Raw genomic sequence first — 25,419 nt, 5'->3', positions numbered from 1 at the left:
TCACACCGGCCCCAAAATGCAAACGCCCCGATCAATCGGGGCGTTTTAGCTGGCGACAAGCACCTGGCTAGCGATTGGTCGCCACCTGGCCGGCTTCACCCTGGGTCACCAGGGCCTTGAGCGATGCATCGAATTGCTTCAGCGCGTCGACCTGCAGTTCGGTCTGCTGATTGATCTGCGCGGCAATCTCCGGCGCCGCCTTGCCGCGAACCCAGACCGACGGCAGCACCTTGGCCTGGATGCCTTCGGCCTGGCCGATGTATTGCAGGTTGGCGTCATAGAACTTGGCGATAAACCGTGCTTCCACCTTGCTGTTGCCCTTGGTCACCAGCTGGTTGTAGGTGTCGAGCATCACCACCGCATCGGGGCGAGCCTGGACCAGCGCATCGAGGCTGTCATACAGCGTCACGCTGGCGAAGTGTTTCTGCAACGACGCCATCAACCAGTTGATCGCCCGTTGCGGATCGGAGCTGTCGACAAAGGCGGCACTGATGCGCGGGTCGAGCCCGGCATTTTTTGCCCCGTTCAGCGCCACCGAGTGGTAGTGCTCCAGGTATTCCAGGGTATTGAGGGTGTTTTCGCTGTACAGCACCCCGACCGACTGGGCGTGCCGCAGATCGGCCCCGCTGTCGGCCATGGGCAGGAAGTGGCAGGAGGCGTCGTCAGCGCCCTGGCTGGCCGCAGAAGCCCCGGTTCCCGCGATCAAAAGCACCACAAGGGTCACTAAAGTCGAGATTCTCATCGGGTATTTCCTTCTGCAGCAAGCACGGTGTAAGCGCTATCTTCCTCCTTTGCCAGAAAAACGGAACCTGCACTTTTTGATGATAACTATCGATTGCAGCAATGATGTAAAACGCCCGGACATTTGGGTTTCCCGAAGTGCCCTACTGCACCCCAAGGACGCCAAAAACAGACGCTGCTTTACCCTTGCTCTGGTTACTGGATAATGGCAACCCGCCATACCCGAGCAGTGCCCCTCACCTAAGAGGTTCACCCGAGCGATGGCCCGACCATCGCCTGCAAGGACGCATGATCCGGCTACGGAACAAGGAGCCAGTACCTTTGATGTCATCTCAAGATTCAATTGCACCCTCGACCCGCACCCAGAAACTCACCTCATTGATTACCCGGGGCATGGCGGGACTTGGGGTCGTCCTCAGCGCCCTATGGGCCCTGATTACCTATGCGGTCCCCGATCCCAGTGTCTTCGGCTTCAGCTTCGTCAGTTGGAAGAACGTCGTACTGCTGGTCAGCACCTTCCTGTTCCTTGGGGCCGTATCCCTGGGCTGGCAGATGCGCAACCTCAACCCTCTGCTTCGCGGCCTGGTGCACTTTGGCCTGGCCTGCGTCCTTTCATTCGGCTTTTTCATCTTCGGCACCGAGTACGCCAAGCCCTCGTTCGAATTTGCCAAGCTGCAGGCCAAGATTGTCGAAAACGAAGGCAACAACCTGCTGGGCCGACGTATTGAAGTGTTGGATAACGTACGTTTTGAACTGGAAGGCTGTGAAAACATCGGCCGCTTGCCGACCTGCTCATTCGAGCTGACCAACCTCAACCTTGATCGCAATTTCAGTTTCGATAACGGCACTCGCCTGTTCGACGAATCGGGCGGACCACTGACCTTCAACTCCATCCGCGTGGGCCAAGTGGAATCCCACTCCTGGCTGGACTTCCAGCTGATTCGCAATGTGCCGACCCGGGTCACCCTGATCTTCCAGCAAAGCAATAACAAAATGAGCAGAACCCCGGCCATCAAGCTGGTATTTCGTGATGGCAACAACGACCCGTTGACCCTCAAGTTCAGCGACGTGGCCATGCAATAAATCACCCTCGACCCACCAGCCGGTGCCTGACCAGTCGATCGATAAGGGCCCCGTCAACGGAGCACCTGATGAATACCTCGCATCTGGACATCCTGCGTCGCACCATCGCTCAATGCCCCATCAGCCGGCCTCCGAAACCCTGGCAGCTAGTCACTGAGCGGGCCGCCGGCAGCCTGCTGGAAGTCGGTTTCGATCGCGAGTCTGAACTGTTGCTGGTGACCTCCAGTGCTGGGCGAAGTGTCATCGACTGCCTGACGGGTGAAAAAGTTGCCCGGGACTATACGGAGAACGTCGAAAGCAACCGTTACCTAGAGGCCCAGGGTATTGGGCCTTTAGCGGGCAAAACCATTGCGATGTCGGGTATCAATGGCGGCAGTCTGCCCCTGGCTAGCAACGACGGGTGGCAGGTCGAGAGCGTCTGCTTGGCCTGGCCCGAACATCACCTGCTGCTGGTGGAGCCCGGATCTTGGCTGTATGGCGCCGAGATCAATCGACCTGCGGTTTTCCACAAACTGGCTATTGAATCCGGATACAGAGCTTTTGGCTTTTCCTACAGCGGCCGTACGCTGATCATTGCGTCGTCCTGCGACCTGGTGGTGTATCACCACAATGCGCTCTAGACGCCAATGACAATTGCCAAGCGAGTACAGCACTGACCGCTCCCAAAGCCGCTACGACTCCGGCTACGAATTTTGGCTTACAGCTCGCCACCACCCCGATAGAATCAAGCCCCCTTTTTCTGCAAGACGAGTCCGTTCCATGGATGCTCACTCGATACTGACCTACACCCTGGTGGCGGCGATCGCCATTGCCAGCCCTGGCCCCGCCACCCTGGTGGCGCTGCACAACAGCGTGGCCTACGGCGCCAAGTCCACCCTCTGGTCATCCCTGGGCAATATCAGCGGGCTGTTCTGCATGTCCGCAGCCGCCATGCTTGGCCTCGGCGCGCTGATCGCCAGTTCCGAGTGGGTCTTCAATGCGGTGAAAATCGTCGGCGCCGGCTATCTGTTCTACCTCGGTGCCAAGCAGCTGTTCAGCAAAAGCCAGCTGCTGAGCGCGAGCAGCGCCGGCGACGGCAAGCTCGCCCCGCCACCCCGCCTCAAGCTGTTCAAGTCGGCCTTCCTGACCGCCGCCACCAACCCCAAGGCGACGATCTTCTTCACCGCGCTGTTCCCGCAGTTCATCGATCAGCACGCCGCGCTGTTGCCGCAGTTCTTCATCCTGACCCTGATCTTCATGGCCCTGTCGCTGATCTCTCTCAGCGTCTACGCCGTGCTCGCGTCTCGAGCCAAGGGCGTGCTGACCCGGCCGGCCCTGTCCAAGTGGGTCAATCGCGTGGTGGGTTCGACCTTCATCTTCTTCGGCACCACCATCCTGGCCATGCGTCGGCAAACGGCTTAGGCAACCAGACGCCATGCACATCGACCTGCTGTATGAGGTGATGCTCGGTCACTGGGAAAGCGCTGTCGGCGTGATGCAATGTGAATTGCAGTTCGGCAGCCGCCTGATCTACGTCCAGCATCCGGGCAACGAGCCGCCCCGGCGTCGGCTCGCGATGGCGCAGCAACAGGTACAGGCCGCCTGGAACGACATCCCCCAGGCCCTGGACTTTGCCGAGCAATGGTGTGAACCGGCCATACGCCAGGTCTGGCAGCTGTATCGGCAAGGCACCCTGGGGTGCCCGCCGCTGGAGGTCTACTCGATTCATTTCGAGCTCGACAGCCCCTGTCCGTCCTACAGCATCTCCCTGAACCCGGATTTCGACTGGGACGCCAGCGTGATGGTGGTCGACGAACTGGGACAGGAGCAGCGGGTGCCTCTGGCCGAATATGAGCCTGAGGCCGAGTTCTGGCTGAGTGTCAGGCGTCTCGGCGCCGGGCACTTCCAGCACCTGGCCTGAGCCCTGCGCCTCAGCCCTTCTTTTTCTGCAAGGCCTTGAGCCGCGCACTGGCCCGCTGCACCGCGGCCATCTTTTCCGGGCGCTTCATGCGCTTCCATTTGCGGATATCGTCCTTGGTCCGCCCGCAACTCAGGCACAGGTCGCCACTGAGCTGGCACAGGGCGATGCAGGGGTTGTCGATTTCCTTGGCCATGGCTCAACCCCGTCCCGGGCGCAGGCGCTTCAGGCGTTGCGCCCAGTCGTCGCCATTGATCCGCCGGCATTGTTCCTCGCTGTCGAAGAACACATGGGCCGCCAACGACTCAAGGTGCACATCGGCCTCGCCCAGGGCGCGGGCTGTCAGTTCGATCATCCGTGAGCCCTGGCCCGCCGCCAGGGCCTGCTCCTTGTGGGCCTGGGTATCGAAGATCCAGGCCACCACCAGGCTCGCCGGAAAGGCGGCGTAATTCACGTCGTGGGTCAACCAGGAAAAACCGACGATCTCTGCCTTGGCGGCCTCGCAGGCTTCGGTCAGGGTGGCGGCCAGCTGGCGTTCCATGGCGGCTTGCCGGCGTTTGTCGAGTGGCATGAAGGACCTTGAGCAAGGGAAAAAAGGCCGCACAAGATACCTCAAACCCGCCATCCGCGGCGGCGCGTCGCACTTGGGCTAGCGCCTACAGAACCTTGCTGCCCAGGGCACTGGACAGCACCTCGTCATGCCCGTAGATGTCCGGCGCATACAGCAACTGCCCATGGCTGTCGGCCTGCACCGTCCAGTAGCTGAGCAGGATCGGCACCGGCTTGGCCAGACGGAACTCATGGGTCAGGCCGGTGGCCAACAGGTCGTTGGTGCGCAGCCGTTCCGCCGGGCTCAGCAGCCAGTCGCGCAGTTGCAGGGCCTGTTCGACCCGCACGCAGCCTGAGCTGAAGGCCCGCGGTCCCTTGCTGAACAGGGCCTGACTCGGGGTGTCATGCAGGTACACCGAGAACGGGTTGGGGAAACGGATGGCGATGCGGCCCAGGGGGTTGCGCGGCCCCGCACCCTGGCGCAGGAGAATATTGCCCGGGCGCTCCCAGTCGATGTCCTCGGCGGCCAGGGGCTGGCCATTGGCGTCCAGCACCTGCAGGTTCTGGCGGTTGAGGAAGCCCTGGTCACGGCGGATTTCCGGCAGCTTGTCTTCCTTGAGGATGGTCGGCGGCACGGTCCAGGTGGGGTTCAGGGTCAGGCGCGTGACCTGGGATTTCAACAGCGGGGTCTGGCGCTCGGCGCGGCCGACCTGGGTGCGGGTCTGCCAGACCACCGCGTCGTCCTTGTAGAAGGTCAACTGCGCCGCGGCGACATTGACCAGCACGATGTTCGGTTCGAAATCCTGGGCCAGCCAGCGCAGGCGTTCAAGGTTGATGCGCAGTTGCTCGCGGCGCTGGGACGGGCTGACGTTGAGCTCCTTGAGGGTGCCCGCGCCGATCACCCCATCGGCCTGCAGCGAGTGACTGAGCTGGAAGTTTTTCACTGCGCTCACCAGCTCACTGCTGTAGGTATTATCCGCACTGACCTGCGGGCTCGGCAGCAGGCCGCCGCGGTACAGGCGCAGGGCCAGGTCGGGGACGCGCTTGTCCTGCATGGCCGGACGCAGCAACGGGCCACCGGCCACCGCCTGCCATTGCGGCAAGGGTTGCTGGCGGCGCTGGGCATAGGCCTGGCGCAGGTTGCGGTACTGCTCAAGTTTGGGCCGCGCCTGTTCAAAGGCCGTGGCCAGATGCTCGACGCCCGGCACGGCCATCGCCAGCAGCGCCGCCTGGCGATCCTCCGGCAGCGGCTGGGCTCGCCACAACGGCTCGAAGCGGGCTTGGGACAGGCGTCCGTAATGCAGGTCCTGCAAGGCTTGCAGGTACTGCTGGCTGATCTCGATGTCGTGACACGGGTCGGCCGCCGGGCTGCTCGACGGAAGGTGGTAACGGCCAGGGTCCAGGCCGTCGTCCACCAGTTGCGCCAGCTGTGCCTGCAGGTCGGACACGCGTCCTTCGACGCTCCACACCGGCTGCTCGCCCTGCTGCTGGTAGAAACCCAGCAACAGCTGTTGCTGGGCCGGATTCACGCGCGTGGCCAGGGCCGGACAAGCCACCGCCAGTTGCGTCAGTGCCAGTTGCATCGGGCTCGCCGGCAGCGGCGCCTGCTCCCCGGCCAGCGCGACCAATGGCGCAGCGAGCAAGCACAGGCTCAAGTAACATGCGTGTTTTTTGAACAACTGCTTTACTCCAATCCGTGGCCGCCAGCTTGACGGCCAATCGTTACGGCAGATGGGGAAGTCAATCAGGCCAGGGCCTTGAATATATAGACCAGCCTGCCGGGGGAACGACAGGACGTCAGGAGCCAAAGTGACCATGGGGATGCACTATACATGTTGACCTTCTTGTGCCGATTCTGCCTGGCGGCCATTGCCCTGGGCGCCATTTGCAGTCCTTCCTTCGCCGCCAACAAACCCCGCCCCGCCGCCAGCCCCGCGCTGTACGCCAGCCTCGCCCACGCCGCACCGGAACTCAATCCCCAGGCCCTGAAAAGTGCCCTCAGCGCCATGCAATGCGCAGTCGCCAGCGGCGCTCGCCAGGCCCGGCACCTGGCGGTGATCGACTACTCGCAACCGTCCACCGCACGACGCCTGTGGATCTTCGACCTGCGCAGCAAGAAACTGGTGCTGCGCGACCTGGTGGCCCACGGGCAGAAGTCCGGGGAAAACTTCGCCACCCAGTTCTCCAACCGCCTGGGCAGCTACCAGTCCAGCCTGGGCCTGTTCCGCACCCAGGAGAGCTACGAAGGCAGCCACGGCTACTCGCTGCGCATGGACGGACTGGAGCCCGGTTTCAACGACCGCGCTCGCGACCGCGACATCGTGATCCATGCCGCCGACTACGTGAACCCCCTGTGGAGCCAGCGCCAGGGCCGCATCGGCCGCAGCCAGGGCTGCCCGGCGGTACGCCCGCAAGTGGCGCGCCAGGTGATAGACAAGCTCAAGGATGGCCAGTTCATGTTCTCCTGGTACCCGGACCAGCGCTGGCTGAAATCCTCGGCCTACCTCAACTGCCAGCCGCGCCAGGTGGCGAGCATCCTCAGTGCCAATGGCGGCTGAACAAAGGCGCTGAGCGCAGCGGCCAGCCCGCTGCCGGGTTGCGCCGAGCGCCGGCGACGAGATACCGTTGCCGACCTGGAACGCCACCTCGCTCGAGCCGGACCTCATGCCTTCAGCGCCCTCCCTGCTTCTCCATCATCCCGGACCACGCCCGGCCTTCTACCGAGTCGCCGAACACCTGTGGGGCGCCGGTTGCAATGTGGACTCCGATGGCGACAGCAGAACCCCCGACGACGAGCAGTGGACCGAGCTGACCCTGATACTGCGCGCCTCCCCCGAGCAACGCCTGGACATCGACCCGCTGTCCCGGGAGCCCCTGGTCTTGCTGATCCGCGCTTCTGCAGCGGACCTGGGCGCCAGGGCCGCGCACTTCATCCAGTCGGTGGCAGGCGGCACCCTCCAGGCACACATCACGGACCGATAAGGACCGGGCCCTGCCCTCTGGCAATGGCCCTCCTTCCCCCACAGGCAGCGCTTTTATGAATCCACCCGAGATCGACTTTTTCCCCGACTTCATCGCCGACCCGCAGCGGTTGTTCAACCACCTCAAGCAGGACGTGCAATGGGACGAGCGCATGCGTGCCCGCAAGACCGCCAGCTTTGGCGCGCCCTATGACTACTCGCAGATCACCTACCCGGCAGTGCCGATGCCCGAGGCCCTGGCACAGCTGTGCGAGCCGATCGAGCAACGACTGGGCTTTCGTCCCAACAATTGCCTGCTCAACTTCTACCCGGACGGGCAGTCCTCCATGGGCTTTCATTCCGACGCCAACGAACAGCTGGTGGAAGGTACCGGGGTGGTGATCGTCTCCCTGGGCCACCCGCGGGCCATGGTGTTCCGACACAAGGAAAGCGCTGCCACCTTCGACTACACACTGGCCAGCGGCTCGCTGCTGCACATGTCCGACGAGTTGCAAAAACACTGGCTGCACGCGATCCCCAAGGCGCCGGGTGCAGGCGAACGCATCAGCCTGTCGTTTCGCCTGCTCAAGGTGCAATAGTGCTGGACGCGGTCAGGATCGACCCTTGACTCGCGCCCGCCCCCATCGACAATGCCCGCCTGTGCCCACCGCTCTCCAAGAGGCCCCATGCAGTTGCTTCCCTGGTCCTATCCGTGCCCCGAAGGCTTCACCCTGCGCGGCTTGCGCTCCGAACCTTCGGGCAAACCCTTGCTGCACTTTCTCCACGGCAACGGCTTCTGCTCCATGGCCTATCGTCCGCTGCTGGCCTTGCTGGCCGAGTCCTTCGACTTGTGGCTCAGCGATGTCCAGGGCCATGGCGACAGTGACCATGGCGGCCCGTTTCGCGGCTGGAACCGCACTGCGCAGCTGGCCGCCGAGGCGTTCGAGGCCGGGCGCGGGGCCTACGCCGACGTGCCGTGCTACGCCGTCGGCCACAGTTTTGGCGGGGTGCTCACCAGCCTGATCCTGGCCGAACGCCCCCAGCTGTTTCGCAAGGCCGTGCTGCTGGATCCGGTGATCTTCAGCCCGTCGATGATCAGTTCCCTGAGGCTGCTGTCGGCCCTGGGCCTCAATCGCCGCCACAGCCTGGCGCGCAAGGCCGCTGCCCGACGCCAGCACTGGCCGGACCGCGCCGCGGCCAGGGCCAGCCTGGCCAACCGGGGAATCTTCAAGGGCTGGAGCGAAGATGCCCTGAACGCCTATGTCGAGCACGCGCTGAAGGACGACGGCCAGGGCGTGGCACTCAAATGCGCTCCCGAGCGCGAGGTGGACATCTTCAGCAGTTTCCCCAGGCACCTGTGGCGCTCCCTGCGCCAGGTGCAGACCCCGAGCCTGGTGATCCACGGTCGCGACAGCTACCCCTACGTGGCCCGTTCGGTGAAGCGCTGGGCAACCCTCAATCGCCACCTGAGCACGCAGGTCATCGAGGGCCAGCACTGCTTCATGCAAGTCGACCCGGCAGCCAGCGCACGAGCCATCCTCGGGTTTGTGCACCACGAAGGCCGCTGAAAACCCCGCCGCAGGCCCCCAGAATAGATGTCACCGTGATATCATTGCCCGGTTTCCCAGACCGGGCCGTGCATCCCGATCACCCCGGAACCCCTGGACAAGGCGCCGCCCAGACGCGCCTGCCACCCCGCCTTGTGTGCAAAAGACCGACGGCGCCATGGAGCCTGCTCCAACGCGCGCCGCATTGATGCAAACCGCGATGCCTGTCGCCGGTTGTACTTTTTGCCGCCACAAGGAACACAGTCATGCTCTTGAGAACGATGAACATTTCCCGCCGTGCAGGGTTCAGCTTCGCCCTGATCGCCCTGCTGGCACTGGGCCTGGGGGGGTTCTCATTGCTGGAAATGCAGCGCATGAACCAGCAATCCCTTGAGGTCGACCAGAACTGGCAGCCATCCATCGTTGCCGCCAACGCCCTGGCCCTGACCAGCACCCAGATCCGCACCATCACCCTGCGCATGCTGGTGGTCCGTGACAACAACGATGTCCAGGCGCTGCTCAAGCGCGTCGGCGAGCTCGACGAGCAGCTCGCCCACCAGCAAGGCGTCTACGAAAAACTGATCACCGAGACCGAGGAGCGCAGCGCCTATGAACGCTTTCTCGGCGCCAAGGCGGCCTACAGCAAGGACCAGCACCGGGTGGTGGAACTGGTGCGCCAGGGGCAGAAGGAAGCCGCCATCGATGTCGTCGACGCCGGCCCGTACCTGGCCAACGCCGACACCATGCTCAAAGAGCTGCTGCAGATCATCGACACCAACACCCGGGGTGGCGTCGCCGCGGCCGAACACACCAGTGAGGTGTTCCATGGCGCCATCGGCATGGTCGCGCTGATCATGCTGGTCGTGGTGACCCTGACCATCGCCCTGGCCCTGCTGCTGACCCGCAGCATCGTGCGGCCCCTGGGCCAGGCCGTGGCCGTGGCGGAAACCATCGCCAACGGCGACCTCGGCCAGAGCATCACGGTCAGTGGCAAGGACGAACCGGCGCGCCTGCTGCAAGCCCTGCAGACCATGCAGGCCAGCCTGCGCGGCACCCTGCAACGCATTGCCGACTCCTCCAACCAGCTGGCGTCGGCCGCTGAAGAACTGCACGCGGTCACCGAGCACTCCAGCCAGACCCTGCACCAGCAGAGCAATGAAGTGGAACAGGCCGCCACCGCCGTCAACGAAATGACCGCGGCGGTGGAAGAAGTGGCGCGCAACGCCGTGAGCACCTCGCAAGCCTCCCAGGAAACCGACCGCACCGCCCACCACGGCCGCGAGCAGGTGCAGCACACCGTGGACTCCATCGGCCAACTGGCGACGGACGTGACCCAGACCTGTGAACAGGTCGAGCACCTGGCGGTGGATGTGCGCAATATCGGTCAGGTCCTGGAAGTGATCCGTTCGATCGCCGAGCAGACCAACCTGCTGGCCCTCAATGCCGCCATCGAAGCCGCCCGGGCCGGGGACGCCGGACGCGGCTTTGCCGTGGTCGCCGACGAAGTGCGGGCCCTGGCCCATCGCACCCAGCAGTCGACCCAGGAAATCGAAAGCATGATCAACACCATCGAGGAAGGCACCGAAGGCGCGGTCAGCGCCATGCGCAACAGCAACGAGCGGGCCCACCTGACCCTGGAGGCGGCCCGCGCCTCGGGGCTGGCCCTGGACCAGATCACCCAGGCCATCACCATGATCAACGAGCGCAATCTGGTGATCGCCAGCGCCAGCGAAGAACAGGCCCAGGTGGCCCGGGAAGTGGATCGCAACCTGATCAATATCCGCGACCTCTCGACCCAGACCTCGGCCGGGGCCAACCAGAGCAACGCCGCCAGCCAGGAGCTGTCGCGCCTGGCAGTGGACCTCAACGCCCTGGTGAATCAGTTCAAGCTCTGAAAAGGCCGCTGCAAGCTTCGAGCGGCAAGCTTCAAGTTCAAAGCTTGCCGCTTCAGAACGCGTAGCGGCCAATCACTTGCCGGACCTTGGCCAGGGCCAGGCCCAGATCGGCCATGTCCACCGAGCCCAACGCCAGGCGAATGGCGTGGGGCACCGGCCCGGCGCCGACGAAGGGCTCGGCGGTGGACACCGAGACGTTCTCCCGCAGCAGTGCCATGACCACCTGATCGGCCCGGACCTCCTCGGGCAACGGCAGCCAGAGGAAGTAGGCGTTCGGATGGCTGACGTAGGCCAGCCCGGTCATGACCTCCCGAGCCAGGGCCTGACGGGCCCTGGCATCCTCGCGTTTTTCCTGCTCCAGCCGCGCCACGGTGCCATCCTCGATCCAGGCGCAGGCCAGGGCAGTCATCACTCCCGGAGTGTTCCAGGTGGTGGCACGGATCGCGCGCTCGATCGGCGGCACCCACTGCAGGGGCGCCACCACGTAACCGACCCGCAGGCCGGTGGCCACGTTCTTCGAAAACCCCGAGACGTACACCGTCAGATCCGGCGCCAGGGCGGCCAGGGGCGGCGGCGGACTGGGCGCCAGAAAGGCGTAGGCGGCGTCTTCGATGATCAGCAGCCCATGGGCCCGGGCAATCGCCACCAGCCGCTGGCGCCAGGCCAGGTCCAGCACCCAGCCCATGGGGTTGTGCAGGGTTGGCATGGCATACACCGCACGCACCCGCCGCCGTCGGCACAGCGCTTGGAGACCGTCGAGGTCCGGGCCCTGGTTGCCTAGGGGAATGGCCACCAGCTCCAGCCCATGGGCCTCGGCCACCACCTTGAACCCGGGGTAGGTCAAGGCATCCACCGCCACCACATCGCCGGGCTTGAGCAGCGCCATCACCGTGGTCGCCAGGCCGTGCTGGGCGCCACTGACCATCAACACCTGCTCGCCCGCAACCGTCAGCCCGCAACCGGCCAGGTAGCGGGCCAGCGTCGCCCGTTCGTGGGCGCGCCCGGCGTGCGGCTGGTAGCGCAGCAAGGCTTCCAGATCGCCAGCCAAGGCCAACTGGCGCAAGGCGTTGCGCAGCAGCTCCGCCTGCCCGGGCAGCGCCGGGTAGTTGAAGTTCAGGTCCAGCGTGCCCGGCGTGGCGACCGGCTGATCCACCCCCTGCCCCGGAGGCAGGGCGGTTTCCCGAACATAGGTGCCGCGTCCGGCTTCGCCGCTGACCAGGCCCATGGCTTCCAGCTCGGCATAGACCCGGGACGCGGTGACCAGCGCCAGCCCCTCCCGCGCCGCCAGTTGGCGATGGGTGGGCAGGCGAGTGCCCGGGGCCAGTACCCCGGCGCGGATGTCGGCGGCAAAGGCATCCACCAGTTGCTTGTAGCGAGCACGGGCCATAGGGCGCTGTATCCATGACAATTTTTTGATTGTGCTGATCTTCGATCCTAGGATGCCTTCGACACAAGCTCCGCCGCCGCGGCCCCTCATCTCATGAGCACTCCCTCAATGGCACGAACATCGAACCTGCAATCACCCGCCCTGCAATCCTCCGCCAGCGGCTGGCTCAACGGCTTTATCGGAGTGCTGATCTTCAGCGGCTCGCTGCCGGCAACCCGGGTCGCGGTGCTGGAGTTCGAGCCGTTGTTCCTCACCGTGGTCCGCGCCAGCCTCGCCGGGGTTCTGGCCCTGTGTCTCCTGCTGCTGTTCAAGGAAAGGCGCCCGAGCCCGGGGCAACTGCTGCCCCTGGGTATCGTCGCCCTGGGGGTGGTCCTGGGCTTTCCGTTGCTGACCGCCCTGGCCCTGCAATACGTGACCTCGGCCCACTCCATCGTGTTTCTTGGCCTGCTGCCTCTGGCCACCGCCGTGTTTGGAGTGTTGCGTGGCGGCGAGCGACCGCGCCCGGTGTTCTGGCTGTTTTCCCTGCTGGGCAGCCTGCTGGTGGTGGGCTACGCCCTGTCCCAGGGCCTCACGGCCTCGCCGCGGGGCGATGCGCTGATGCTCCTGGCAGTGCTGGTCTGCGGCCTGGGCTATGCCGAAGGCGCCAAGCTGTCGCGGACCCTGGGCGGCTGGCAGGTGATCTGCTGGGCCCTGGTGCTGTCGTTGCCGATCATGGCCGCGCTGACCCTGTTCAGCGCCCCGCCCGACTTCGGCGGCATCAGCCTGCCGGCCTGGTTCAGCCTGGGCTACGTCTCGCTGTTCAGCATGCTGATCGGGTTTGTCTTCTGGTACCGCGGCCTGGCTCAAGGCGGGATCGCCGCCGTCGGCCAGCTGCAGTTGCTGCAGCCGTTCTTCGGTCTGGCCCTGGCCGCCGGCCTGCTGCACGAACAGGTCAGCCTGGGCATGCTCGGGGTCACTCTGGCGGTGATCCTCTGCGTGGCCGGGGCAAAGCGTTGGGCCAAGTGACAGAAACGACAGTGGCAGGCTCAAGAGGCCTGCCACTGCTTGCGCCTTACCTGGCGACGGGTGCTGCAAACGGCTTGGGGTCTAGGTCGGAGAGATAGTGGCAAGCGCACCGATTGCGATGGTCAAGGCTAAAAATCCAAACAAGAAAAACGCCATCTTAGTCATCAGGCCTCCTGAACAGTAGGTGTGCGGTGCAGCGGGCCCGGTTTCCAGCCGGGAGGCCGGACGGGCGCGCCATTTTCAAACCTCGGCTGTTCTGATAACAGACGCAGATACGCGAGAAAAATACGGATCAGAAGCATCTGCCGGCTCTCGCTCGCCCATCCCCGAGCGCCTGCGTGACCCTAGCGCCGGGCCAGCTTGTAGCGCACGCAATCCTCGTAGAAGCTTTTGCGCAGGGCCTCGGGCCTGATCCGCGAGGCACTGTCGTAGGTCTGCTCGGTGATCCCCAGGGCCATCATGCGCATCCAGCCCTTGCTGAACTTGTAGGTCTGGATCTTCTGCCGCGCCGCGTACAGCGACACCCCGGACAACTTCAGCTCCTGAGCCCGGGCAGCAGTGCCAGCGCCCCAACTGCAAACATAACGGTCATTGGCCTGCAGCTCTCTGGCCTGGGCCATCCCGGCCCCGCCCAGCAGGGCGCAGGAAGTCAGCGTTATCAACACATGGCGCATTTATCGGTCACCTAACCACCTGAAAATAAAGTGATTTTGCCGATACCTCGGCCAGTGCGGGGCCAGCAGATTGCCTTATCGATCAAGGCAAAGTGCCTGCCACTGCTGGCCAGTCATGCGGTACAGGCGCACCGCTCGTTGATGAAACTCGATCTCGCGGAACGCGCTGAAGCCGGCCTTCTGCGCTACCCGCAGGGAGGCGCCGTGGTCCGGCTCGATGATCACCACGACGGATGCCAAAGGCCACTGGCAAAAGACCCACCGCAGCACGCCCCGGGCCGCCTCCACCGCCAGCCCACGGTTCCAGAAGCGCGTGGCCAGGCGATACCCCAGGTTGAGCTCTTGCACCTCACCCACCTGTTCCGGACTGACGCCGCAGAACCCTACCAACTCGCCACTGGACTTCTCCACCAGGGCCCAGGGGCCCGTGCCCCGTTCGGCATAGCACTCCAGACACCAGTCGATGAACTGGCCGGTGGCCTGCTCGTCGCAGACCCCGCGCAGGGAGTACTGCATCACCAGGGGATCACTGAGAATCGCGGTCAGTGCGGGTAAATCGTCCCGGGTCAGAGGACGCCCGATCAGCCGCGGGGTTTCGAATAAAGGCATCCTGTGCTCCCTGGATTGTGCTTGGCCGGCTCAGTATTCCAGAAGGGAATGCACGGATAAAAATCGCGCATTTTATTTATCGCCCAGGATCTCTTAGCGTGTCCGTTCCCCCATTGGAGATCCCGCCGTGACCGACGCCCGTCCACGCCTGTACGTCGATGCCCAGTTCACCAGCCCCTATGCCCTGTCAGTGTTCGTGGCGTTGCGGGAAAAAGGCATCGACTTCGAACTCATCCCCCTTGACCTCGATGCCGGTGAGAATCGCGCCCCGGACTATGCCCGGCTGTCCCAGACCCAGCGGGTGCCGACCCTGGTGCATGACGGCTTTGCCCTGTCCGAATCCTCGGCCGTCACCGAATACCTGGAGGAGCTGTTCCCCGAAATACCCGTCTACCCCCAAGATCGACAACAGCGAGCCAAGGCCCGCCAGGTCCAGGCCTGGCTGCGTAGCGATTTGCTGCCGATCCGCCAGGAGCGCTCGACCCTGGTGGTGTTCTATGGCTGCAAGGGCGAACCTCTGTCGCCACCCGCCCAAGCGGCGGTGGCCAAGCTGATCGATACGGCGCAAGCGCTGTTGGCGCAGGGTCGTGACTGTCTGTTCGGCCAGTGGTCGATTGCCGATGTCGACCTGGCGCTGATGCTCAACCGGCTGATTCTCAACGGTGACCCGATGCCGGCGCGCCTGGTGGACTATGCCCGCCGCCAATGGCAGCACCCGGCGGTGCAGGAATGGCTGCAACTGCCACGCCCGGCGCTGTAGCCGCCAGCGGCTGAAGGTGTCGGCAACGCGGTAGACGGCAAACACCCTCCCGGCCAGCCGGGAGGGTGCATGGAACGACGGGACAGGCGCCTCAGGAGGCCAGCAACGGCCGCTGGTCATAGTTCTTGGCATAGGCGTTCTCTACGCCGGGAAGAATTTCCACTATCGAGAAGTAGCGATCCCAGAACGGCGTTTCCCGCAGTTCTTCCACCAACAGCTCATAGGCGTGATGGCTGCTGGCCTGCCACCACCAGAGATCGGTGACCCGGGCCGAATAGAACTCGATATCGAAAAAGCGCATGGACACCTCTGCCGAGTGCTTCTGCAGAATCGGCTCCATCTGGGTACGCATCAGATGAAAGCGTTCCTCGACGGAGAATCCCAGCCACTCCGGGGTGGTCTTGACCAGCATGAATACGCTGAGCACGGCGACAGACATAGTGTTGACTCCTGACGAACAAAGGGTTGAGAGATAGGATTTGCCCCAGCAGAATACGAGTCATCACTCACCTTTCAAACTCGCATTGGCGCCATGTCAAAACACCCTGTCGCTCCCCCCTTGAACCCGCGTAAAGCCCCGAGTCAGCGTCGTTCGGCGCACACCGTCGAGGCCATTCTGGAAGCCGCTGCTCGCATTCTGGAAACCCAGGGCCTCACCGCCTGCTCCACCAATGCCGTGGCGCAACGGGCCGGGGTCAGCATCGGCTCGCTGTATCAGTACTTTCCCAATCGTGATGCCCTGACCGTGGCTCTGATCGAGCGCGAGAGCGCGCAACTGCTGCGCGACATCCAGGCGGCCAGCGATCTCAGCGGCGCCCTGGCGCGCATCCGCGCCATGGTCCAGGCCGCGGTGGCCCACCAGTTGCGCCGGCCGGAACTGGCCCGGGTCATCGATTTCGAGGAACGGCGGCTGCCGTTGCAGGAGCGCCATCAGCGAGTGGCCCAGGTCATTCATCAAGCCCTGGTCGAGGCCTTGCAACTGGCCGATGCTCCATGGGTGCTCGATGACGTGACCACGGTGGCCCATGACCTGTTCGCCCTGACCCACGGCATGATTGACGCCGCGGGTGAGCGAGGTGAAACCGATGCCCTGAACCTGGAACACCGGGTCATGCGCGCCATCTGCGGCTACCTGGCGCTGAACGGGGAATGATCCGCCGGTGCGGCGCAGGCCATTTCGGCCGACCTGGACCGACCAACAGATGCCGGGCAAAGCCGGTGCCGGCCAGGGACAGGCATGCCAGGAACGCAGGCAATCCCGGCCGATCGCAGCCTCGCCAGCGGCAACGGACAACGCCAGAAAAGTACCCGTGCGCCGATCCGGCTGGTATGGTGCGCCCCTTGGAAATACACCGCCCGACCCTGAGGAACCTGACCTTGAGCAGTGAAGCAAAAATGACCGGTGACCTGTTCGAAGTCGACAAGCGCCTGGCCCTCAAGCCCATCGTCGACTTCAACAGCTACCTGCGCGCCGCCTTCGCCGACGGCCCCTGCACCTGTGGCCGCTGCGTCGCCAGCCAGGGTGACGAAACCGGCTACGAGCACCCGCACAGCTTCAACTTTGCCGGCAAGGTAGCCAACCGCCGCTTTGCCAACACCGCCGGCAGCGACGTGCTGCTGGCCCTGAAGAAGGCCTGGCTGTCCTTCACCAAGGCCGAACTGCCCAGCAGCGGCAACCTCGACCTGACGACCGTGAAAGAGTTTGTCGAACCCGAGCTGCACAAACGGCTGCTCCCCTTGTTCGTCGCCAGTGGCCTGGTTCAAGACGTGGATGGCCAGTTGCAGATTCAGGCGCAAGTGGCGGCTTGAAGACCAGGGGCACGCCTCTGCCCGGAGCACAGAGGCGTTCGACCTAGAGCCAGCGCCGCACGCGCCGTCGATAGTCGGTAAAGTCCGCACCAAACAATTGCCCGAGCGCCCGTTCTTCGGGAGCGATCTGCAAACGGTTCATGTACAGGACAAAGCCCAGGACGCCCGGCAGCACCAGGGGCGAGGCCAGGTACAGCCCCCAGGCCAGCAACCACAGGGCAAAGCCGACATACATCGGGTTGCGGGTGTAGCGGTAGATGCCCGACGTGACCAACGCTGAGGCCGCTTCGGGTTTCAAGGGGTTGACCGTGGTCCGGGCACGCCGGAACGAGATCCCGCCCGCCAGGACGAACAGCAGCCCCGCCCCGACCACAGGCAGCGCCAACAACAGGCGTGTGCTCCAGGCCAGGTCAAGTCCCGGCAGCCCTAGCGATGCGCCGCCCATCAGCCCGCCGAACGCCAGCGCGACCAGCGGTGGCGGAACCCTGTTTTCCAGTGCCTGCATCATGCTTCTTCCCTCGAAATACTGCGCAATCGCCAAGCGGCGGATCCCTGGCCTCAGGGGTTGTCCATCGCCCGGCACCTCCTACCGTCGCTCAATGATGCAACAGCAAATGCCTTGCAAACCGGCACTGCCCACTTGAGCATCAGCGCGCAGTTGTACATCCTCCGGGCTTCGACTTGATAGCCCGGCGCCAGCTTGAGCCCCCGACCGAACAGGTTGTAGCAGCGCCGGCCCCGACACTCTGGAAACCCTCAGCATGCAAATCCCCCATCAAGGCAGCTGCCTGTGCGGCGCGGTGACTTATCAAGTATCCGGCGCGTTGAAAGCCGTCGCCCACTGCCACTGCCGCAAGTGCCAGAAAGGCCACGGCGCGGCCTTTGCCTCCTACGCCAGCACGCCGCGCGCGAATCTGCACGTCAGCGACTCCGGCGCCGCCCTCAAGGGCTATGAGTCCTCCCCTGGCGTGCTGCGCCAGTTCTGCTGCCACTGTGGCTCATCACTGTTCTGGCAAGACGCCAGGGGCGAATACGCCGAGTGGATTTCAATCGCCATCGCCACCCTGGATACGCCCTTCACAGCGCCCAAGCAGAAGCACCACTGCGTGGCAATGAAGGCCAGCTGGCATGTCATCACCGATCACTACCCGCAACTGCCCTGACCCCGGGCGCAGCCGTGCCCCTGACCTGAAGGATTGCCCAACAGATGAGCCAGCACTGGTGCTACGTATGGCTACTGCCGCTGCTGGAAAGCCCCTATGAGTCGGTAGCGGCCAACCTGCCCGGCGCCCTGGCCGAGCTGGATATCAAGCACCCGCTGCCCCAGGCGGTCGAGCTGCGCCAGTTGCTGCTGACCGCCCTGGAGTCCGACTCGGAATACTGGGCGCAATGTGCCGTGACATGGCTGGAGGCAGGCTTTCCACTGGATCGCGAGCTGTGCGAAACCCTGCTGCATCAGGTTTCTCGAAAACGCTTCAGCCAATCCATCCGGCACCGGCTGACGCCCCTGGGCAAGCGCTGGCTGCGTCAGCACCGTCCGACAAACTGAATACCACCGCGCCCGGCGCCGCTAGCGCGCCGCCAGGTCCTTGGGTTTGTAGAACAGGAAATTGCCGATTTCAGTGGTCTTGATGTAGCTCTTGGCCCACTGCGGTGAAACGCTGCGGTCGTGAAAGTACAGGGCGCCGCCGGTGCGGTCCTTGAGCTGCTGATTCAGCGCCTTGCGCGCAATCTCCTTGGCCAGGCTATAACGCCCCTCCTCTTGCACCTGGTCGGGACGGCCATCGCACCACCAGGAGAACTGGCAGGGACTTTTTTCCGAGCCCTGCTTGACCACTTCGCACAGGGTAGACGGAAAACCTTCATGGCCCAGGCGGTTCAGGACCACATCGGCCACCGCTTCCATATCGGCAGACTCCCCTCCTTTGGCTTCCCAATACAGGGTCCGCGACAGACAGGTGATGGCATCGTCCACCGGTGCCTGTCCGGCGGGATCCACGGCCTGGACTTCCGTCTTGGTGATGGGGGCCGCCTGGGGCTCGGCCTTGGGACTCTCTTTGTCCGCGACCTTCTGCTCCAGGACCTGGGCCTTGTCCTTGGCGACTTCCTGGACCGCAGGTTGCGGCTCGGCGGCCAGGAGCTGGGCGATGTAGAGCATCAAACCGTAGCAGGTAAGCCTTGCAATGAAGTGCATGATCGACTCTTCCAACAAGTCATGGACCCTGGGTCAACGCCAGCCCTGAGCCTTCAAGCGACAGAGCCGCGCACCGAGGCCGGCGCATGGGCACGTCGGCGAAAAGCGACGGGTCATGAGAGGGCCATATCGAGTCGACCATGGCGCCACAAAAACATTCCCTAGAAAAACGCTCACCGGGCCAGGGACGCTGGACCTCGACGCAGCGCCCCGGCTGATCACCTAGAACTTGTAGCCCAACCCCACCATATACACGAACGGGTCGACATCCACGTTGACCTTGGAGCGCACCCCGAGCTGGCTGTTGTTCACATAGGCATCGGTGTTGATGTCGATGTAGCGCATCTGCGCATTGAGCATCAGTCGGTCGCTGAGCATGTAGTCCATGCCCACTTGTGCCGCCCACCCCCAGGAATTGCCGGCGCGGAAGTTGTCGAAACCGGCGGCGGAAGCCCGGCTGCCGACCTTTTCATCGTAGATCCAGGTGTAGTTGAGCCCCGCCCCCACATAGGGCTGGAACGCCGATTTGCTGTGCATCGGGTAGTACAGCAGGCTCAGGGTCGGTGGCAGGTGCTTGAGGGAGCCAAGCTTGCCATCGGCGATACCGCCGGCGGTGCCGCTGAGGCTCACGTTGTGTTCAAAGGGGGTCGCCGCCAGCAGTTCCACCGCCAGATGGTTGGTCAGCATGTAGGCGAAGTTCAGGCCCAATTGGGTATCGCTGCCCAGGCTGGCCTTGCCGCCCAGGCTGGTGCCGGCCAGGGCGCCGCGATCGACCTTGACGCTGGAGCTGCTCTCGCGCGGGTCCACCGTCACCGCGCCGGCACGGACAATAATGTCGCCGGCCTCGAAGGCCTGGGCCGTGGAAACGGCCAGGGTAGACAACAGCAGGCTGGTACTCAGAAGGGTCAATTTACGCATGCATCACTCCACTACTCGAACAACGGCCAACCCGCCAGTCGTGATCACGGCGGGCTGAGCCAGGGAGGCTCGAGTATCGAGAAGCGGGTACGCGCGCACATCTGCCGAATGACATAGGCCGTGGCCGATCAGCCCGGGGATGCATTGCGAGGTGTTTCGTGGTGCCAGGCCAGGAGCAGGCGCCACGGGGCAAGCGAGCCTGTTTTGGCTCAGTCGAGCAACCCGGCGTTCTTCAGCAACTCGCCCAGCCCCTGGGGAACCAGCGGCGAGCCTTCGCTAAAGCTGCGGCTGTCATGCCAGCGGGCAACGAACGGGGCGCCGTCGCTTTCCCGGGCATCGAGATGGGCGCGCTGGTAAACCCTCGGATCGTCGAAGCGGGCGTCGTAGACCTGGACGATTTCATGGCCGGGTTTGCCGGCGAATGTGAACAGGCTTTCCAGGGTGCCGATCAGGCGCAGGTTGTTGATCGACTGTCCCAATTCCTCCTGCACCTCACGGACAATCGCCCGGGCACTGTGCTCACCGAAATCGATACCGCCGCCCAGCGGCCGGAACAGCGTCTGTTGCGTGTCGGCATCAACGAACTGATTGACCAGGATCTTGCCCTGGTGGTGGAAGACACACAGCGCGAGCGCGCGAATACGGGGTTCAGACACGGGATAAAGTCCATTTGCCGGTACGAGGCGCGGCATTAGAACACAGCGCAGCGAGCATCAACCAAGGTAAAAATACTTCACCGCCAACGCCGGCACCTCCTCCATCGCCGACCACAGCTGCTCGTCCAGCTCGCCGCTGATCAACTCATGCTGCTCGTCGCTCAGCAGCTCGGGAAGGTCCCATAACCGCTGCAGTGGCGGGTGATGTTCAAGAGGTCCGAGCAACTGCCGCTGGCGGCTGACCAGCCTGCGGGTGTTGCGCGCACCGATGGCCGCCAGGGTGTCCAGCGCCAGCTCACAGGTCTGCTCGCCCCAATTGCAGAAGAACTGCAGGAAGCCGCCGTTGTAACCGTCCGCCTCCAGGCGCCAGAGCGCGACGATGGCTTGATCGTCCGCCGGCAACCGGTCGAGCTGCCACTCCACGGCCTGCAAGCGCGCCATGGACTCATTGCACAGGTGCTCCCAAATCCAATCGATGGCCTCGACGCTGACACCCGACTCTGCCAACTGCGGCCAGGACACCCGACGCCCTCGGTGCTCAATCAGAAAGTCCACCCGCTGCTCGGGCGTGGCCTCTTGCAGGAATCGGTAGCGACTCAACGGCTGCCGCAGGTGCAGGCCATCGGCCCAGCCGAGGCAGAGCATTTCGGCGTCGAAGCTGACATGGGTAATGGGGCTGAGGTTCATCGAGCAGATCCTTGCATAAAGAGGGTAAATGGCGCTGCGCCGGCGGATTACTCGCCAGCGGCCACGGGGCGCCGCGGGCCTATGCCATTGAGCAGCGAGAACAGCACCCCGGCCAGCAGCCCGAGCAGTAGGAACGGAAAGATCCCCCGGTTGAACAAGGGGACCCAGTAGTCCAGCCCCGAGGCCCCCTTCAGTGATCCGGCGAACAATCCCGGGGCCCCGGACAGCAGCCAGATCAACAGGCCACTGAGCCCGCCACCGATTACATGGCGCCAGCCGGTGGCGAGGAAACGGTCCACCAGCCATAGCATCGGCCAGCTGACCAGCATCGAGAGCCACGCGCCGATCAGCGCCCCGAGCGAGAAAACCGCCAGGCTTTGCTCCCCCTTCGGATAGAGCGTCACCGCCACCCCGCCCAGGGTCAGCGCCCCTGACAGCGGCACGGCCAGAACCCGCCACCCTTGCCACGCCCGCCCATGAAGCGGCACCGACAGTTGCTCGATACCGCGGATCAGCAGGCTGTACAGACCGCCCAGGAGCAACCCGCCGGCCAGCGGCAACAGCAACAACTGCGTCCACGAGGTGCGCACCAGCAAAGTAGCGACCAGACTCAGGATCAGGCCGAGCCACAGGTAGCGCGTCCTGGCTTGCGGCCAGCGCCGGTCCATCCACAGCAACAGGGGAATGCCCAGGACCATGGCAATCACGCTGCCAAACAGAAACCCGGAAAACAGCTGCGTACCATTCCAGCCCTTGATCAGGCCCTTGGTCACGGCATAGACCAGACCGGCGCATGCCGGCAGTGCAAACAATCGGAGTTCGGCATTGGGCCGCATTGGGTTCCACCTGGGTTGGCAGCGGGTGCCGGATTGAATAATGGAGCGTTTCTACACAACTGCGGCGGACTAATCCACTGCTGGAAAAAACCTGCGCCACCTTGAGCGGGGTAATGGCTTCTTACGCACTATCGGGTTATACAACGGGTCGAAAATTCATCCGCCCCCTCAACGTAAAGCCCCCAGCGATGCTTTCAGCCCAACAAGCCTGTGCCCTGGTGCTCGCCATGCATGACGGCATGATCAACGATGGAAAGCCCGAGCGTTTTGTCATTCAGTCCTGCGAGCTCTGCCCCCAGAGGGCTTACTGGGTGATCCGCTGCAACAGCGCGGATTATGTGCAGCACGGCGTGGAGTCGAGTTGCTATATCGGCATAAACGCGCATCTGGTCAACGTGCAGACTGGAGAGGTCGATGCCATCGGTAGTGCCACCCACGTGGATGACTACCTGCAAGACAAGTACGATCAGGGCGCTGCGATGGGCAACTTTTATGTACTGACTCCTGCATTCGATCGCCACGACATAACCGCGATGAGCAATCTGCGACAAAAACTGGCCTGCACCTATCCGCAGGTCATTGCACTGCTGTCAGAACAGAACAAGCCTTGGCTTACAGGCAGCCGCCGAGTCCTGTTGCAGGCTCAACGGCAACTCTGCGACCAAGGCGTGCCCAGCACGATCACCTTGGCGCCTGAAACAGCCGGCGCGGTTCCTCTGGACGAACAGTTCTGCCACGCTGCCACGCTCCTGCTAGCGCTCCGGCGCAGGTTGCAATGACCAGGCGTTGACCGACGCGATCATGTCATCGCGAACGACGCCGATGCTTGAACTGCATTTGAAAGAGTAAACAGGCCCATGAAAATCTACCTCGACGACGAACGCCAGACCCCGCCCGGCTGGATTCGCACCTACTGGCCGGACGAAGTCATCGCGCTGCTCGAAGCCGGCGGCGTCGAACAGATCAGCCTCGACCACGACCTCGGAGATGACGCGCGCGGCACCGGTTACGACGTGATCCTGTGGATCGAAGAGGCGGTGGCGCTGCAGGGGTTCTGTCCGCCGCAGATTCATATCCACTCGGCCAATGCCTCCGCCGTGGAAAAGATGCGCGCGGGGGTGCAAGCGATCAATCGGCTGGCCCGCGACAACGGATGCCGCCAACCCACCGACAACAGAGGCCACTGACCCCATGAGCGGCAACCTGTACGGATACATCCACTGCATTGACCCTTCGCCGGCCGCCGAAGCGCACAATCGCGCGGTCCTGCACAGCCTGCCAGTGACCGGGGCGCAGATCACCAGGGCGCTTTTCAGCCTCCTGCCCCACAGCCGGGGGTATTGCTACTACGGGCATATGCTGCACTTCGCCTGCGCCCCCAAAGGCAGTTATGACTTCGAGGATTCGTGGCTGGCCGAATACGAAGCCCTGCTGGAGCGCTTGTTCTGGGACAGCTCGGAAGTGGTGCATACCTATTGCGGCGAACGTCGGACCTGGGGCTCCAGTAAAACCCAAGGGCTCGCTCCACCAACAGGCTTGCAGATCAGCCAGCGGAAGGTCTTTCCCTCCTACCACCACCTGGAGCCCGTCGAGGACAGCGATGTCGCGACGCCGGGGCACCGCTGAAGGTGCCAGCACCGACTTGATTGTCACGCCACGCAGTTACACAACATGCGCGGCGAGCGGCGCCGGGCTGGACCAATCGGCCCTCAACAAGCCGTACTGCACCAGATCATGATGAGCTCCCAGCCAATACCCCGCCTGGCGGGAAAGCCCTTCGCGGACAAACCCCAGCCGCTCCAGCAACCTGAGGCTCGCCAGGTTCTGCGGGTGCACCTGGGCCTCGATACGGTTCAGCGCCATCTGCTCGAAGCCCCAGCCCACCGCGGCGTGCAACGCCTCGCTCATCAGCCCCTGCCCTTGTGCCGGTTTTGCCAGTTCGAAACCGATGGCGCAGCTGCGCCACTGGCGGTTCCATTTGAACAGGCCACAGGTGCCCAGCAGGCCGGGATCGGACTGGCGCTCGATGCCCCAGCGAACGCCCGGGTTGGGCAAGCTCCGCCAACTGGCGAACAGTGCCAGCAATTGCTCGGCCTGCCGGTCATCCGTGATGGGGTCGGTGCCGAACCACTGCATGGCCTCGGCATCGCTGTGAATCGCGAACAACGCCGGGACATCGGCCGGGCACAGTTCCCTGAGGATCAGGCGTGGGGTACGGATAACCGGAAAGTCGCTCATATCGACACCCGCCCTAGCCTGCCAAGCGCTTGCCCAGGATGAGCGCATACTCGCCCTTGATCGGCTCAAAGCCGTACTTGTGCTCCAGGCGCTTGACGATGAAGTGTCCGCGGGCCATGTCCTGATAGAAGTCGGTGAACAGCGCATTGATGGTGGCGCCGGTAAAGGCGCCGATCACCGGCACCGCCTGGGCCGCGAACTTGCTGGAAATGGTCACGCCGTAACGGCTGGCGACCTTCTCGATCAACAGCGCCAGCCACTTGCCCACCTGCCCCGGAGACAGCCTGCCGGCCGCCCCGGCGCCTTGCCTGGCGGCAATGGCCGCCAGCTCCTTGGACAATTGCTGCATGGCCTGGGTGGTGAAGCTGCGGGTGATGTAATAGCCGGTCTCGGTGGCGTCGTCGGCCTGGCTGTTGCCACCCATGGCGAACACTTCGATGCACGCCTGCTTGGTGGCGAAGTCCTCCAGGTCGAAGCCTTCGCTGCGGGCCACATCGGCCACCGAGCGCATCATGATGGTGGTGGAAATGGGCAGCTCGACGAACAGCGCGGCAAACCCGAAAGCGCCGCCCACCGCGCCGGAAGTGGCGGCATAGACTTTGTGCAAGAGCGTCGATGCCTGTTTTTTCGGGGTGTTCTCCAGGCTCCACAGCGCGGCATCGGCCGAGGTATGCAGCGCAGCCACCACCGCGCCGTTGATCTTTGCGGACACCCAATTGGGCAAGGCCTTGACCGCACTTTCAATCGGCGAGCCGAGCAGGCCGGACAGGCGCGCGGTCAATGAAGGGGATTCCAGCAGGCTGACCGCCCGCTTCAGGTCCTGATAATCCTCGGGACTGTCTTTGATGCTCACCGGCTTCTCCATGGGCTGCGACCTACTGCGCCCGGGAAGCATAAACCGCTTGCCGCTCAGATCACGACAAGATTCATCCTGCCGGGGCGCCCCCACGCAGCTGACGCTTCATGGGGGCGCC

General features: G+C 63.9%; 34 protein-coding genes and 1 pseudogene. 19 read left to right on the top strand and 16 right to left on the bottom strand.

The genetic code is table 11. From position 1 onward, the window contains the following. Positions 1-67 precede the first annotated feature (67 nt). On the bottom strand, positions 68-742 hold the full coding sequence (locus tag PST29_RS12385; protein ID WP_060843233.1) for a hypothetical protein: 675 nt from the start codon (positions 740-742) through the stop codon (positions 68-70). A 323-nt stretch (positions 743-1,065) separates the two neighbouring features. Between PST29_RS12385 and PST29_RS12380 the strand changes: the two genes are divergently transcribed. The 4 genes from PST29_RS12380 to PST29_RS12365 all read left to right on the top strand — a co-directional run bounded on the left by PST29_RS12380 (position 1,066) and on the right by PST29_RS12365 (position 3,724). Then, the gene (locus tag PST29_RS12380; RefSeq protein WP_232513230.1) at positions 1,066-1,824 is read left to right on the top strand and encodes a hypothetical protein; all 759 of its coding nucleotides are present in this window, start codon (positions 1,066-1,068) and stop codon (positions 1,822-1,824) included. A 68-nt stretch (positions 1,825-1,892) separates the two neighbouring features. Further along, positions 1,893-2,444 (top strand): hypothetical protein, encoded by a 552-nt coding sequence (locus tag PST29_RS12375; protein WP_060843231.1) that lies wholly within the window; start codon positions 1,893-1,895, stop codon positions 2,442-2,444. A 139-nt stretch (positions 2,445-2,583) separates the two neighbouring features. Continuing rightward, positions 2,584-3,225, top strand: coding sequence for a LysE family translocator (locus tag PST29_RS12370; RefSeq protein ID WP_060838736.1), 642 nt, complete (start codon positions 2,584-2,586; stop codon positions 3,223-3,225). 13 nt (positions 3,226-3,238) lie between these two features. After that, complete coding sequence (locus PST29_RS12365; RefSeq protein ID WP_060843230.1) at positions 3,239-3,724, top strand: hypothetical protein; 486 nt, start codon at positions 3,239-3,241, stop codon at positions 3,722-3,724. A gap of 10 nt (positions 3,725-3,734) precedes the next feature. Here PST29_RS12365 and PST29_RS12360 read toward each other — a convergent pair whose 3' ends face one another. From PST29_RS12360 to PST29_RS12350, 3 genes are all read right to left on the bottom strand, one after another. After that, complete coding sequence (locus PST29_RS12360; protein ID WP_060838734.1) at positions 3,735-3,917, bottom strand: DUF1289 domain-containing protein; 183 nt, start codon at positions 3,915-3,917, stop codon at positions 3,735-3,737. 3 nt (positions 3,918-3,920) lie between these two features. Beyond that, on the bottom strand, positions 3,921-4,292 hold the full coding sequence (locus PST29_RS12355) for a hypothetical protein (RefSeq protein ID WP_060843229.1): 372 nt from the start codon (positions 4,290-4,292) through the stop codon (positions 3,921-3,923). A gap of 85 nt (positions 4,293-4,377) precedes the next feature. Next, positions 4,378-5,949, bottom strand: a complete 1,572-nt coding sequence (locus PST29_RS12350) for a L,D-transpeptidase family protein (protein WP_060843228.1) — start codon at positions 5,947-5,949, stop codon at positions 4,378-4,380. 153 nt (positions 5,950-6,102) lie between these two features. Between PST29_RS12350 and PST29_RS12345 the strand changes: the two genes are divergently transcribed. The 6 genes and pseudogenes from PST29_RS12345 (at position 6,103) to PST29_RS32750 (ending at position 10,672) form a co-directional block, all read left to right on the top strand. After that, the gene (locus PST29_RS12345) at positions 6,103-6,828 is read left to right on the top strand and encodes a murein L,D-transpeptidase catalytic domain family protein (protein ID WP_016965372.1); all 726 of its coding nucleotides are present in this window, start codon (positions 6,103-6,105) and stop codon (positions 6,826-6,828) included. Between the two features lie 106 nt (positions 6,829-6,934). Continuing rightward, positions 6,935-7,252 carry a hypothetical protein gene (locus tag PST29_RS12340; RefSeq protein WP_060845105.1) on the top strand — a complete coding sequence of 106 codons (318 nt, stop codon included), beginning with the start codon at positions 6,935-6,937 and terminating at the stop codon, positions 7,250-7,252. Between the two features lie 55 nt (positions 7,253-7,307). Beyond that, entirely contained in the window at positions 7,308-7,829 is a 522-nt protein-coding gene (locus PST29_RS12335; protein WP_060838730.1) for an alpha-ketoglutarate-dependent dioxygenase AlkB family protein, read from the top strand. An 87-nt stretch (positions 7,830-7,916) separates the two neighbouring features. Beyond that, entirely contained in the window at positions 7,917-8,798 is an 882-nt protein-coding gene (locus PST29_RS12330; RefSeq protein WP_060838729.1) for an alpha/beta fold hydrolase, read from the top strand. A gap of 245 nt (positions 8,799-9,043) precedes the next feature. After that, positions 9,044-9,814, top strand: a pseudogene (locus PST29_RS32755) (MCP four helix bundle domain-containing protein); the annotation flags it as partial. Continuing rightward, positions 9,809-10,672 (top strand): methyl-accepting chemotaxis protein, encoded by an 864-nt coding sequence (locus PST29_RS32750; protein ID WP_414159969.1) that lies wholly within the window; start codon positions 9,809-9,811, stop codon positions 10,670-10,672. The pseudogene PST29_RS32755 and the gene PST29_RS32750, both read left to right, overlap by 6 nt. A 52-nt stretch (positions 10,673-10,724) precedes the next feature. Here the strand turns inward: PST29_RS32750 and PST29_RS12320 are convergent, their stop codons facing one another. Further along, on the bottom strand, positions 10,725-12,059 hold the full coding sequence (locus PST29_RS12320) for an aminotransferase-like domain-containing protein (RefSeq protein ID WP_060843226.1): 1,335 nt from the start codon (positions 12,057-12,059) through the stop codon (positions 10,725-10,727). A gap of 108 nt (positions 12,060-12,167) precedes the next feature. Here PST29_RS12320 and PST29_RS12315 point away from each other — a divergent pair, with 108 nt between their 5' ends. Continuing rightward, positions 12,168-13,064, top strand: coding sequence for a DMT family transporter (locus PST29_RS12315; protein ID WP_060843225.1), 897 nt, complete (start codon positions 12,168-12,170; stop codon positions 13,062-13,064). 344 nt (positions 13,065-13,408) lie between these two features. On the opposite strand, the gene PST29_RS12310 is transcribed toward PST29_RS12315, so the two are convergent. Beyond that, positions 13,409-13,738: a hypothetical protein gene (locus PST29_RS12310; protein ID WP_060838725.1), complete on the bottom strand. Its 330-nt coding sequence runs from the start codon at positions 13,736-13,738 to the stop codon at positions 13,409-13,411. 75 nt (positions 13,739-13,813) lie between these two features. Beyond that, the gene (locus PST29_RS12305) at positions 13,814-14,347 is read right to left on the bottom strand and encodes a GNAT family N-acetyltransferase (protein ID WP_060843224.1); all 534 of its coding nucleotides are present in this window, start codon (positions 14,345-14,347) and stop codon (positions 13,814-13,816) included. 127 nt (positions 14,348-14,474) lie between these two features. Between PST29_RS12305 and yfcF the strand changes: the two genes are divergently transcribed. Beyond that, positions 14,475-15,107, top strand: coding sequence for a glutathione transferase (yfcF, locus tag PST29_RS12300; protein ID WP_060843223.1), 633 nt, complete (start codon positions 14,475-14,477; stop codon positions 15,105-15,107). A gap of 91 nt (positions 15,108-15,198) precedes the next feature. Here the strand turns inward: yfcF and PST29_RS12295 are convergent, their stop codons facing one another. Further along, entirely contained in the window at positions 15,199-15,546 is a 348-nt protein-coding gene (locus PST29_RS12295; RefSeq protein ID WP_060838722.1) for a darcynin family protein, read from the bottom strand. A 93-nt stretch (positions 15,547-15,639) separates the two neighbouring features. On the opposite strand from PST29_RS12295, the gene PST29_RS12290 reads away from it, so the two are divergent. Then, positions 15,640-16,260 carry a TetR/AcrR family transcriptional regulator gene (locus tag PST29_RS12290; RefSeq protein WP_060843222.1) on the top strand — a complete coding sequence of 207 codons (621 nt, stop codon included), beginning with the start codon at positions 15,640-15,642 and terminating at the stop codon, positions 16,258-16,260. Between the two features lie 242 nt (positions 16,261-16,502). Next, the gene (locus PST29_RS12285; RefSeq protein ID WP_442966409.1) at positions 16,503-16,916 is read left to right on the top strand and encodes a hypothetical protein; all 414 of its coding nucleotides are present in this window, start codon (positions 16,503-16,505) and stop codon (positions 16,914-16,916) included. A gap of 43 nt (positions 16,917-16,959) precedes the next feature. On the opposite strand, the gene PST29_RS12280 is transcribed toward PST29_RS12285, so the two are convergent. Then, positions 16,960-17,421 (bottom strand): methyltransferase family protein, encoded by a 462-nt coding sequence (locus tag PST29_RS12280; RefSeq protein WP_060845103.1) that lies wholly within the window; start codon positions 17,419-17,421, stop codon positions 16,960-16,962. Between the two features lie 256 nt (positions 17,422-17,677). Here PST29_RS12280 and PST29_RS12275 point away from each other — a divergent pair, with 256 nt between their 5' ends. Together PST29_RS12275 and PST29_RS12270 are read left to right on the top strand one after the other, a co-directional pair. Beyond that, a complete protein-coding gene (locus PST29_RS12275; protein WP_060843221.1) occupies positions 17,678-18,079 on the top strand; it encodes a GFA family protein in 402 nt (133 codons plus the stop codon). A gap of 44 nt (positions 18,080-18,123) precedes the next feature. Beyond that, positions 18,124-18,465, top strand: coding sequence for a hypothetical protein (locus PST29_RS12270; protein ID WP_060843220.1), 342 nt, complete (start codon positions 18,124-18,126; stop codon positions 18,463-18,465). 21 nt (positions 18,466-18,486) lie between these two features. Here the strand turns inward: PST29_RS12270 and PST29_RS12265 are convergent, their stop codons facing one another. From PST29_RS12265 to PST29_RS12245, 5 genes are all read right to left on the bottom strand, one after another. Next, on the bottom strand, positions 18,487-19,110 hold the full coding sequence (locus PST29_RS12265; protein WP_060845102.1) for a cell wall hydrolase: 624 nt from the start codon (positions 19,108-19,110) through the stop codon (positions 18,487-18,489). Between the two features lie 222 nt (positions 19,111-19,332). Next, complete coding sequence (locus tag PST29_RS12260; protein ID WP_060843219.1) at positions 19,333-20,028, bottom strand: OmpW/AlkL family protein; 696 nt, start codon at positions 20,026-20,028, stop codon at positions 19,333-19,335. A 209-nt stretch (positions 20,029-20,237) separates the two neighbouring features. Continuing rightward, complete coding sequence (locus tag PST29_RS12255) at positions 20,238-20,684, bottom strand: NUDIX hydrolase (RefSeq protein ID WP_173664407.1); 447 nt, start codon at positions 20,682-20,684, stop codon at positions 20,238-20,240. Between the two features lie 57 nt (positions 20,685-20,741). Next, entirely contained in the window at positions 20,742-21,371 is a 630-nt protein-coding gene (locus PST29_RS12250) for a DMP19 family protein (RefSeq protein WP_060843217.1), read from the bottom strand. 47 nt (positions 21,372-21,418) lie between these two features. Further along, positions 21,419-22,207 carry a hypothetical protein gene (locus tag PST29_RS12245; RefSeq protein ID WP_060843216.1) on the bottom strand — a complete coding sequence of 263 codons (789 nt, stop codon included), beginning with the start codon at positions 22,205-22,207 and terminating at the stop codon, positions 21,419-21,421. Positions 22,208-22,320: 113 nt separating this feature from the next. Between PST29_RS12245 and PST29_RS12240 the strand changes: the two genes are divergently transcribed. From PST29_RS12240 to PST29_RS12230, 3 genes are all read left to right on the top strand, one after another. Further along, positions 22,321-22,986, top strand: coding sequence for a hypothetical protein (locus PST29_RS12240; RefSeq protein ID WP_232513229.1), 666 nt, complete (start codon positions 22,321-22,323; stop codon positions 22,984-22,986). 78 nt (positions 22,987-23,064) lie between these two features. Then, the gene (locus tag PST29_RS12235) at positions 23,065-23,394 is read left to right on the top strand and encodes a cyclic-phosphate processing receiver domain-containing protein (protein ID WP_060843215.1); all 330 of its coding nucleotides are present in this window, start codon (positions 23,065-23,067) and stop codon (positions 23,392-23,394) included. Positions 23,395-23,398: 4 nt separating this feature from the next. Next, on the top strand, positions 23,399-23,833 hold the full coding sequence (locus PST29_RS12230; RefSeq protein ID WP_060843214.1) for a hypothetical protein: 435 nt from the start codon (positions 23,399-23,401) through the stop codon (positions 23,831-23,833). Positions 23,834-23,869: 36 nt separating this feature from the next. Here the strand turns inward: PST29_RS12230 and PST29_RS12225 are convergent, their stop codons facing one another. Both PST29_RS12225 and PST29_RS12220 read right to left on the bottom strand, forming a co-directional pair. Further along, on the bottom strand, positions 23,870-24,445 hold the full coding sequence (locus PST29_RS12225) for a GNAT family N-acetyltransferase (RefSeq protein WP_060843213.1): 576 nt from the start codon (positions 24,443-24,445) through the stop codon (positions 23,870-23,872). Positions 24,446-24,458: 13 nt separating this feature from the next. Next, on the bottom strand, positions 24,459-25,310 hold the full coding sequence (locus PST29_RS12220; RefSeq protein WP_060843212.1) for an EcsC family protein: 852 nt from the start codon (positions 25,308-25,310) through the stop codon (positions 24,459-24,461). Positions 25,311-25,419: the final 109 nt, after the last annotated feature.

The sequence above is a fragment of the Pseudomonas sp. St29 genome (assembly GCF_001547915.1).
Lineage (GTDB): Bacteria > Pseudomonadota > Gammaproteobacteria > Pseudomonadales > Pseudomonadaceae > Aquipseudomonas.
The sequence above is the reverse complement of the archived record's forward strand: the minus strand, read 5'-3'. Positions and strand labels throughout refer to the sequence as shown.

What these genes read in the sequence shown, in the direction of transcription:
- PST29_RS12335 (WP_060838730.1), top strand. Translation starts at nt 7,308, where the DNA reads ATGAATCCACCCGAGATCGACTTTTTCCCCGACTTCATCGCCGACCCG.
- PST29_RS12360 (WP_060838734.1), bottom strand. Translation starts at nt 3,917, where the DNA reads ATGGCCAAGGAAATCGACAACCCCTGCATCGCCCTGTGCCAGCTCAGT.
- PST29_RS12250 (WP_060843217.1), bottom strand. Translation starts at nt 21,371, where the DNA reads ATGAACCTCAGCCCCATTACCCATGTCAGCTTCGACGCCGAAATGCTC.
- PST29_RS12235 (WP_060843215.1), top strand. Translation starts at nt 23,065, where the DNA reads ATGAAAATCTACCTCGACGACGAACGCCAGACCCCGCCCGGCTGGATT.
- PST29_RS12240 (WP_232513229.1), top strand. Translation starts at nt 22,321, where the DNA reads ATGGCTTCTTACGCACTATCGGGTTATACAACGGGTCGAAAATTCATC.
- PST29_RS12365 (WP_060843230.1), top strand. Translation starts at nt 3,239, where the DNA reads ATGCACATCGACCTGCTGTATGAGGTGATGCTCGGTCACTGGGAAAGC.
- PST29_RS12285 (WP_442966409.1), top strand. Translation starts at nt 16,503, where the DNA reads ATGACCGGTGACCTGTTCGAAGTCGACAAGCGCCTGGCCCTCAAGCCC.
- PST29_RS12385 (WP_060843233.1), bottom strand. Translation starts at nt 742, where the DNA reads ATGAGAATCTCGACTTTAGTGACCCTTGTGGTGCTTTTGATCGCGGGA.
- PST29_RS12340 (WP_060845105.1), top strand. Translation starts at nt 6,935, where the DNA reads ATGCCTTCAGCGCCCTCCCTGCTTCTCCATCATCCCGGACCACGCCCG.
- PST29_RS12275 (WP_060843221.1), top strand. Translation starts at nt 17,678, where the DNA reads ATGCAAATCCCCCATCAAGGCAGCTGCCTGTGCGGCGCGGTGACTTAT.
- PST29_RS12260 (WP_060843219.1), bottom strand. Translation starts at nt 20,028, where the DNA reads ATGCGTAAATTGACCCTTCTGAGTACCAGCCTGCTGTTGTCTACCCTG.
- PST29_RS12310 (WP_060838725.1), bottom strand. Translation starts at nt 13,738, where the DNA reads ATGCGCCATGTGTTGATAACGCTGACTTCCTGCGCCCTGCTGGGCGGG.
- PST29_RS12355 (WP_060843229.1), bottom strand. Translation starts at nt 4,292, where the DNA reads ATGCCACTCGACAAACGCCGGCAAGCCGCCATGGAACGCCAGCTGGCC.
- PST29_RS12270 (WP_060843220.1), top strand. Translation starts at nt 18,124, where the DNA reads ATGAGCCAGCACTGGTGCTACGTATGGCTACTGCCGCTGCTGGAAAGC.
- PST29_RS12245 (WP_060843216.1), bottom strand. Translation starts at nt 22,207, where the DNA reads ATGCGGCCCAATGCCGAACTCCGATTGTTTGCACTGCCGGCATGCGCC.
- PST29_RS12345 (WP_016965372.1), top strand. Translation starts at nt 6,103, where the DNA reads ATGTTGACCTTCTTGTGCCGATTCTGCCTGGCGGCCATTGCCCTGGGC.
- PST29_RS12380 (WP_232513230.1), top strand. Translation starts at nt 1,066, where the DNA reads ATGTCATCTCAAGATTCAATTGCACCCTCGACCCGCACCCAGAAACTC.
- PST29_RS12265 (WP_060845102.1), bottom strand. Translation starts at nt 19,110, where the DNA reads ATGCACTTCATTGCAAGGCTTACCTGCTACGGTTTGATGCTCTACATC.
- PST29_RS12305 (WP_060843224.1), bottom strand. Translation starts at nt 14,347, where the DNA reads ATGCCTTTATTCGAAACCCCGCGGCTGATCGGGCGTCCTCTGACCCGG.
- PST29_RS12370 (WP_060838736.1), top strand. Translation starts at nt 2,584, where the DNA reads ATGGATGCTCACTCGATACTGACCTACACCCTGGTGGCGGCGATCGCC.
- PST29_RS12280 (WP_060845103.1), bottom strand. Translation starts at nt 17,421, where the DNA reads ATGCAGGCACTGGAAAACAGGGTTCCGCCACCGCTGGTCGCGCTGGCG.
- PST29_RS32750 (WP_414159969.1), top strand. Translation starts at nt 9,809, where the DNA reads ATGCAGGCCAGCCTGCGCGGCACCCTGCAACGCATTGCCGACTCCTCC.
- PST29_RS12315 (WP_060843225.1), top strand. Translation starts at nt 12,168, where the DNA reads ATGGCACGAACATCGAACCTGCAATCACCCGCCCTGCAATCCTCCGCC.
- PST29_RS12290 (WP_060843222.1), top strand. Translation starts at nt 15,640, where the DNA reads ATGTCAAAACACCCTGTCGCTCCCCCCTTGAACCCGCGTAAAGCCCCG.
- PST29_RS12320 (WP_060843226.1), bottom strand. Translation starts at nt 12,059, where the DNA reads ATGGCCCGTGCTCGCTACAAGCAACTGGTGGATGCCTTTGCCGCCGAC.
- PST29_RS12230 (WP_060843214.1), top strand. Translation starts at nt 23,399, where the DNA reads ATGAGCGGCAACCTGTACGGATACATCCACTGCATTGACCCTTCGCCG.
- PST29_RS12330 (WP_060838729.1), top strand. Translation starts at nt 7,917, where the DNA reads ATGCAGTTGCTTCCCTGGTCCTATCCGTGCCCCGAAGGCTTCACCCTG.
- PST29_RS12295 (WP_060838722.1), bottom strand. Translation starts at nt 15,546, where the DNA reads ATGTCTGTCGCCGTGCTCAGCGTATTCATGCTGGTCAAGACCACCCCG.
- PST29_RS12225 (WP_060843213.1), bottom strand. Translation starts at nt 24,445, where the DNA reads ATGAGCGACTTTCCGGTTATCCGTACCCCACGCCTGATCCTCAGGGAA.
- PST29_RS12375 (WP_060843231.1), top strand. Translation starts at nt 1,893, where the DNA reads ATGAATACCTCGCATCTGGACATCCTGCGTCGCACCATCGCTCAATGC.
- PST29_RS12220 (WP_060843212.1), bottom strand. Translation starts at nt 25,310, where the DNA reads ATGGAGAAGCCGGTGAGCATCAAAGACAGTCCCGAGGATTATCAGGAC.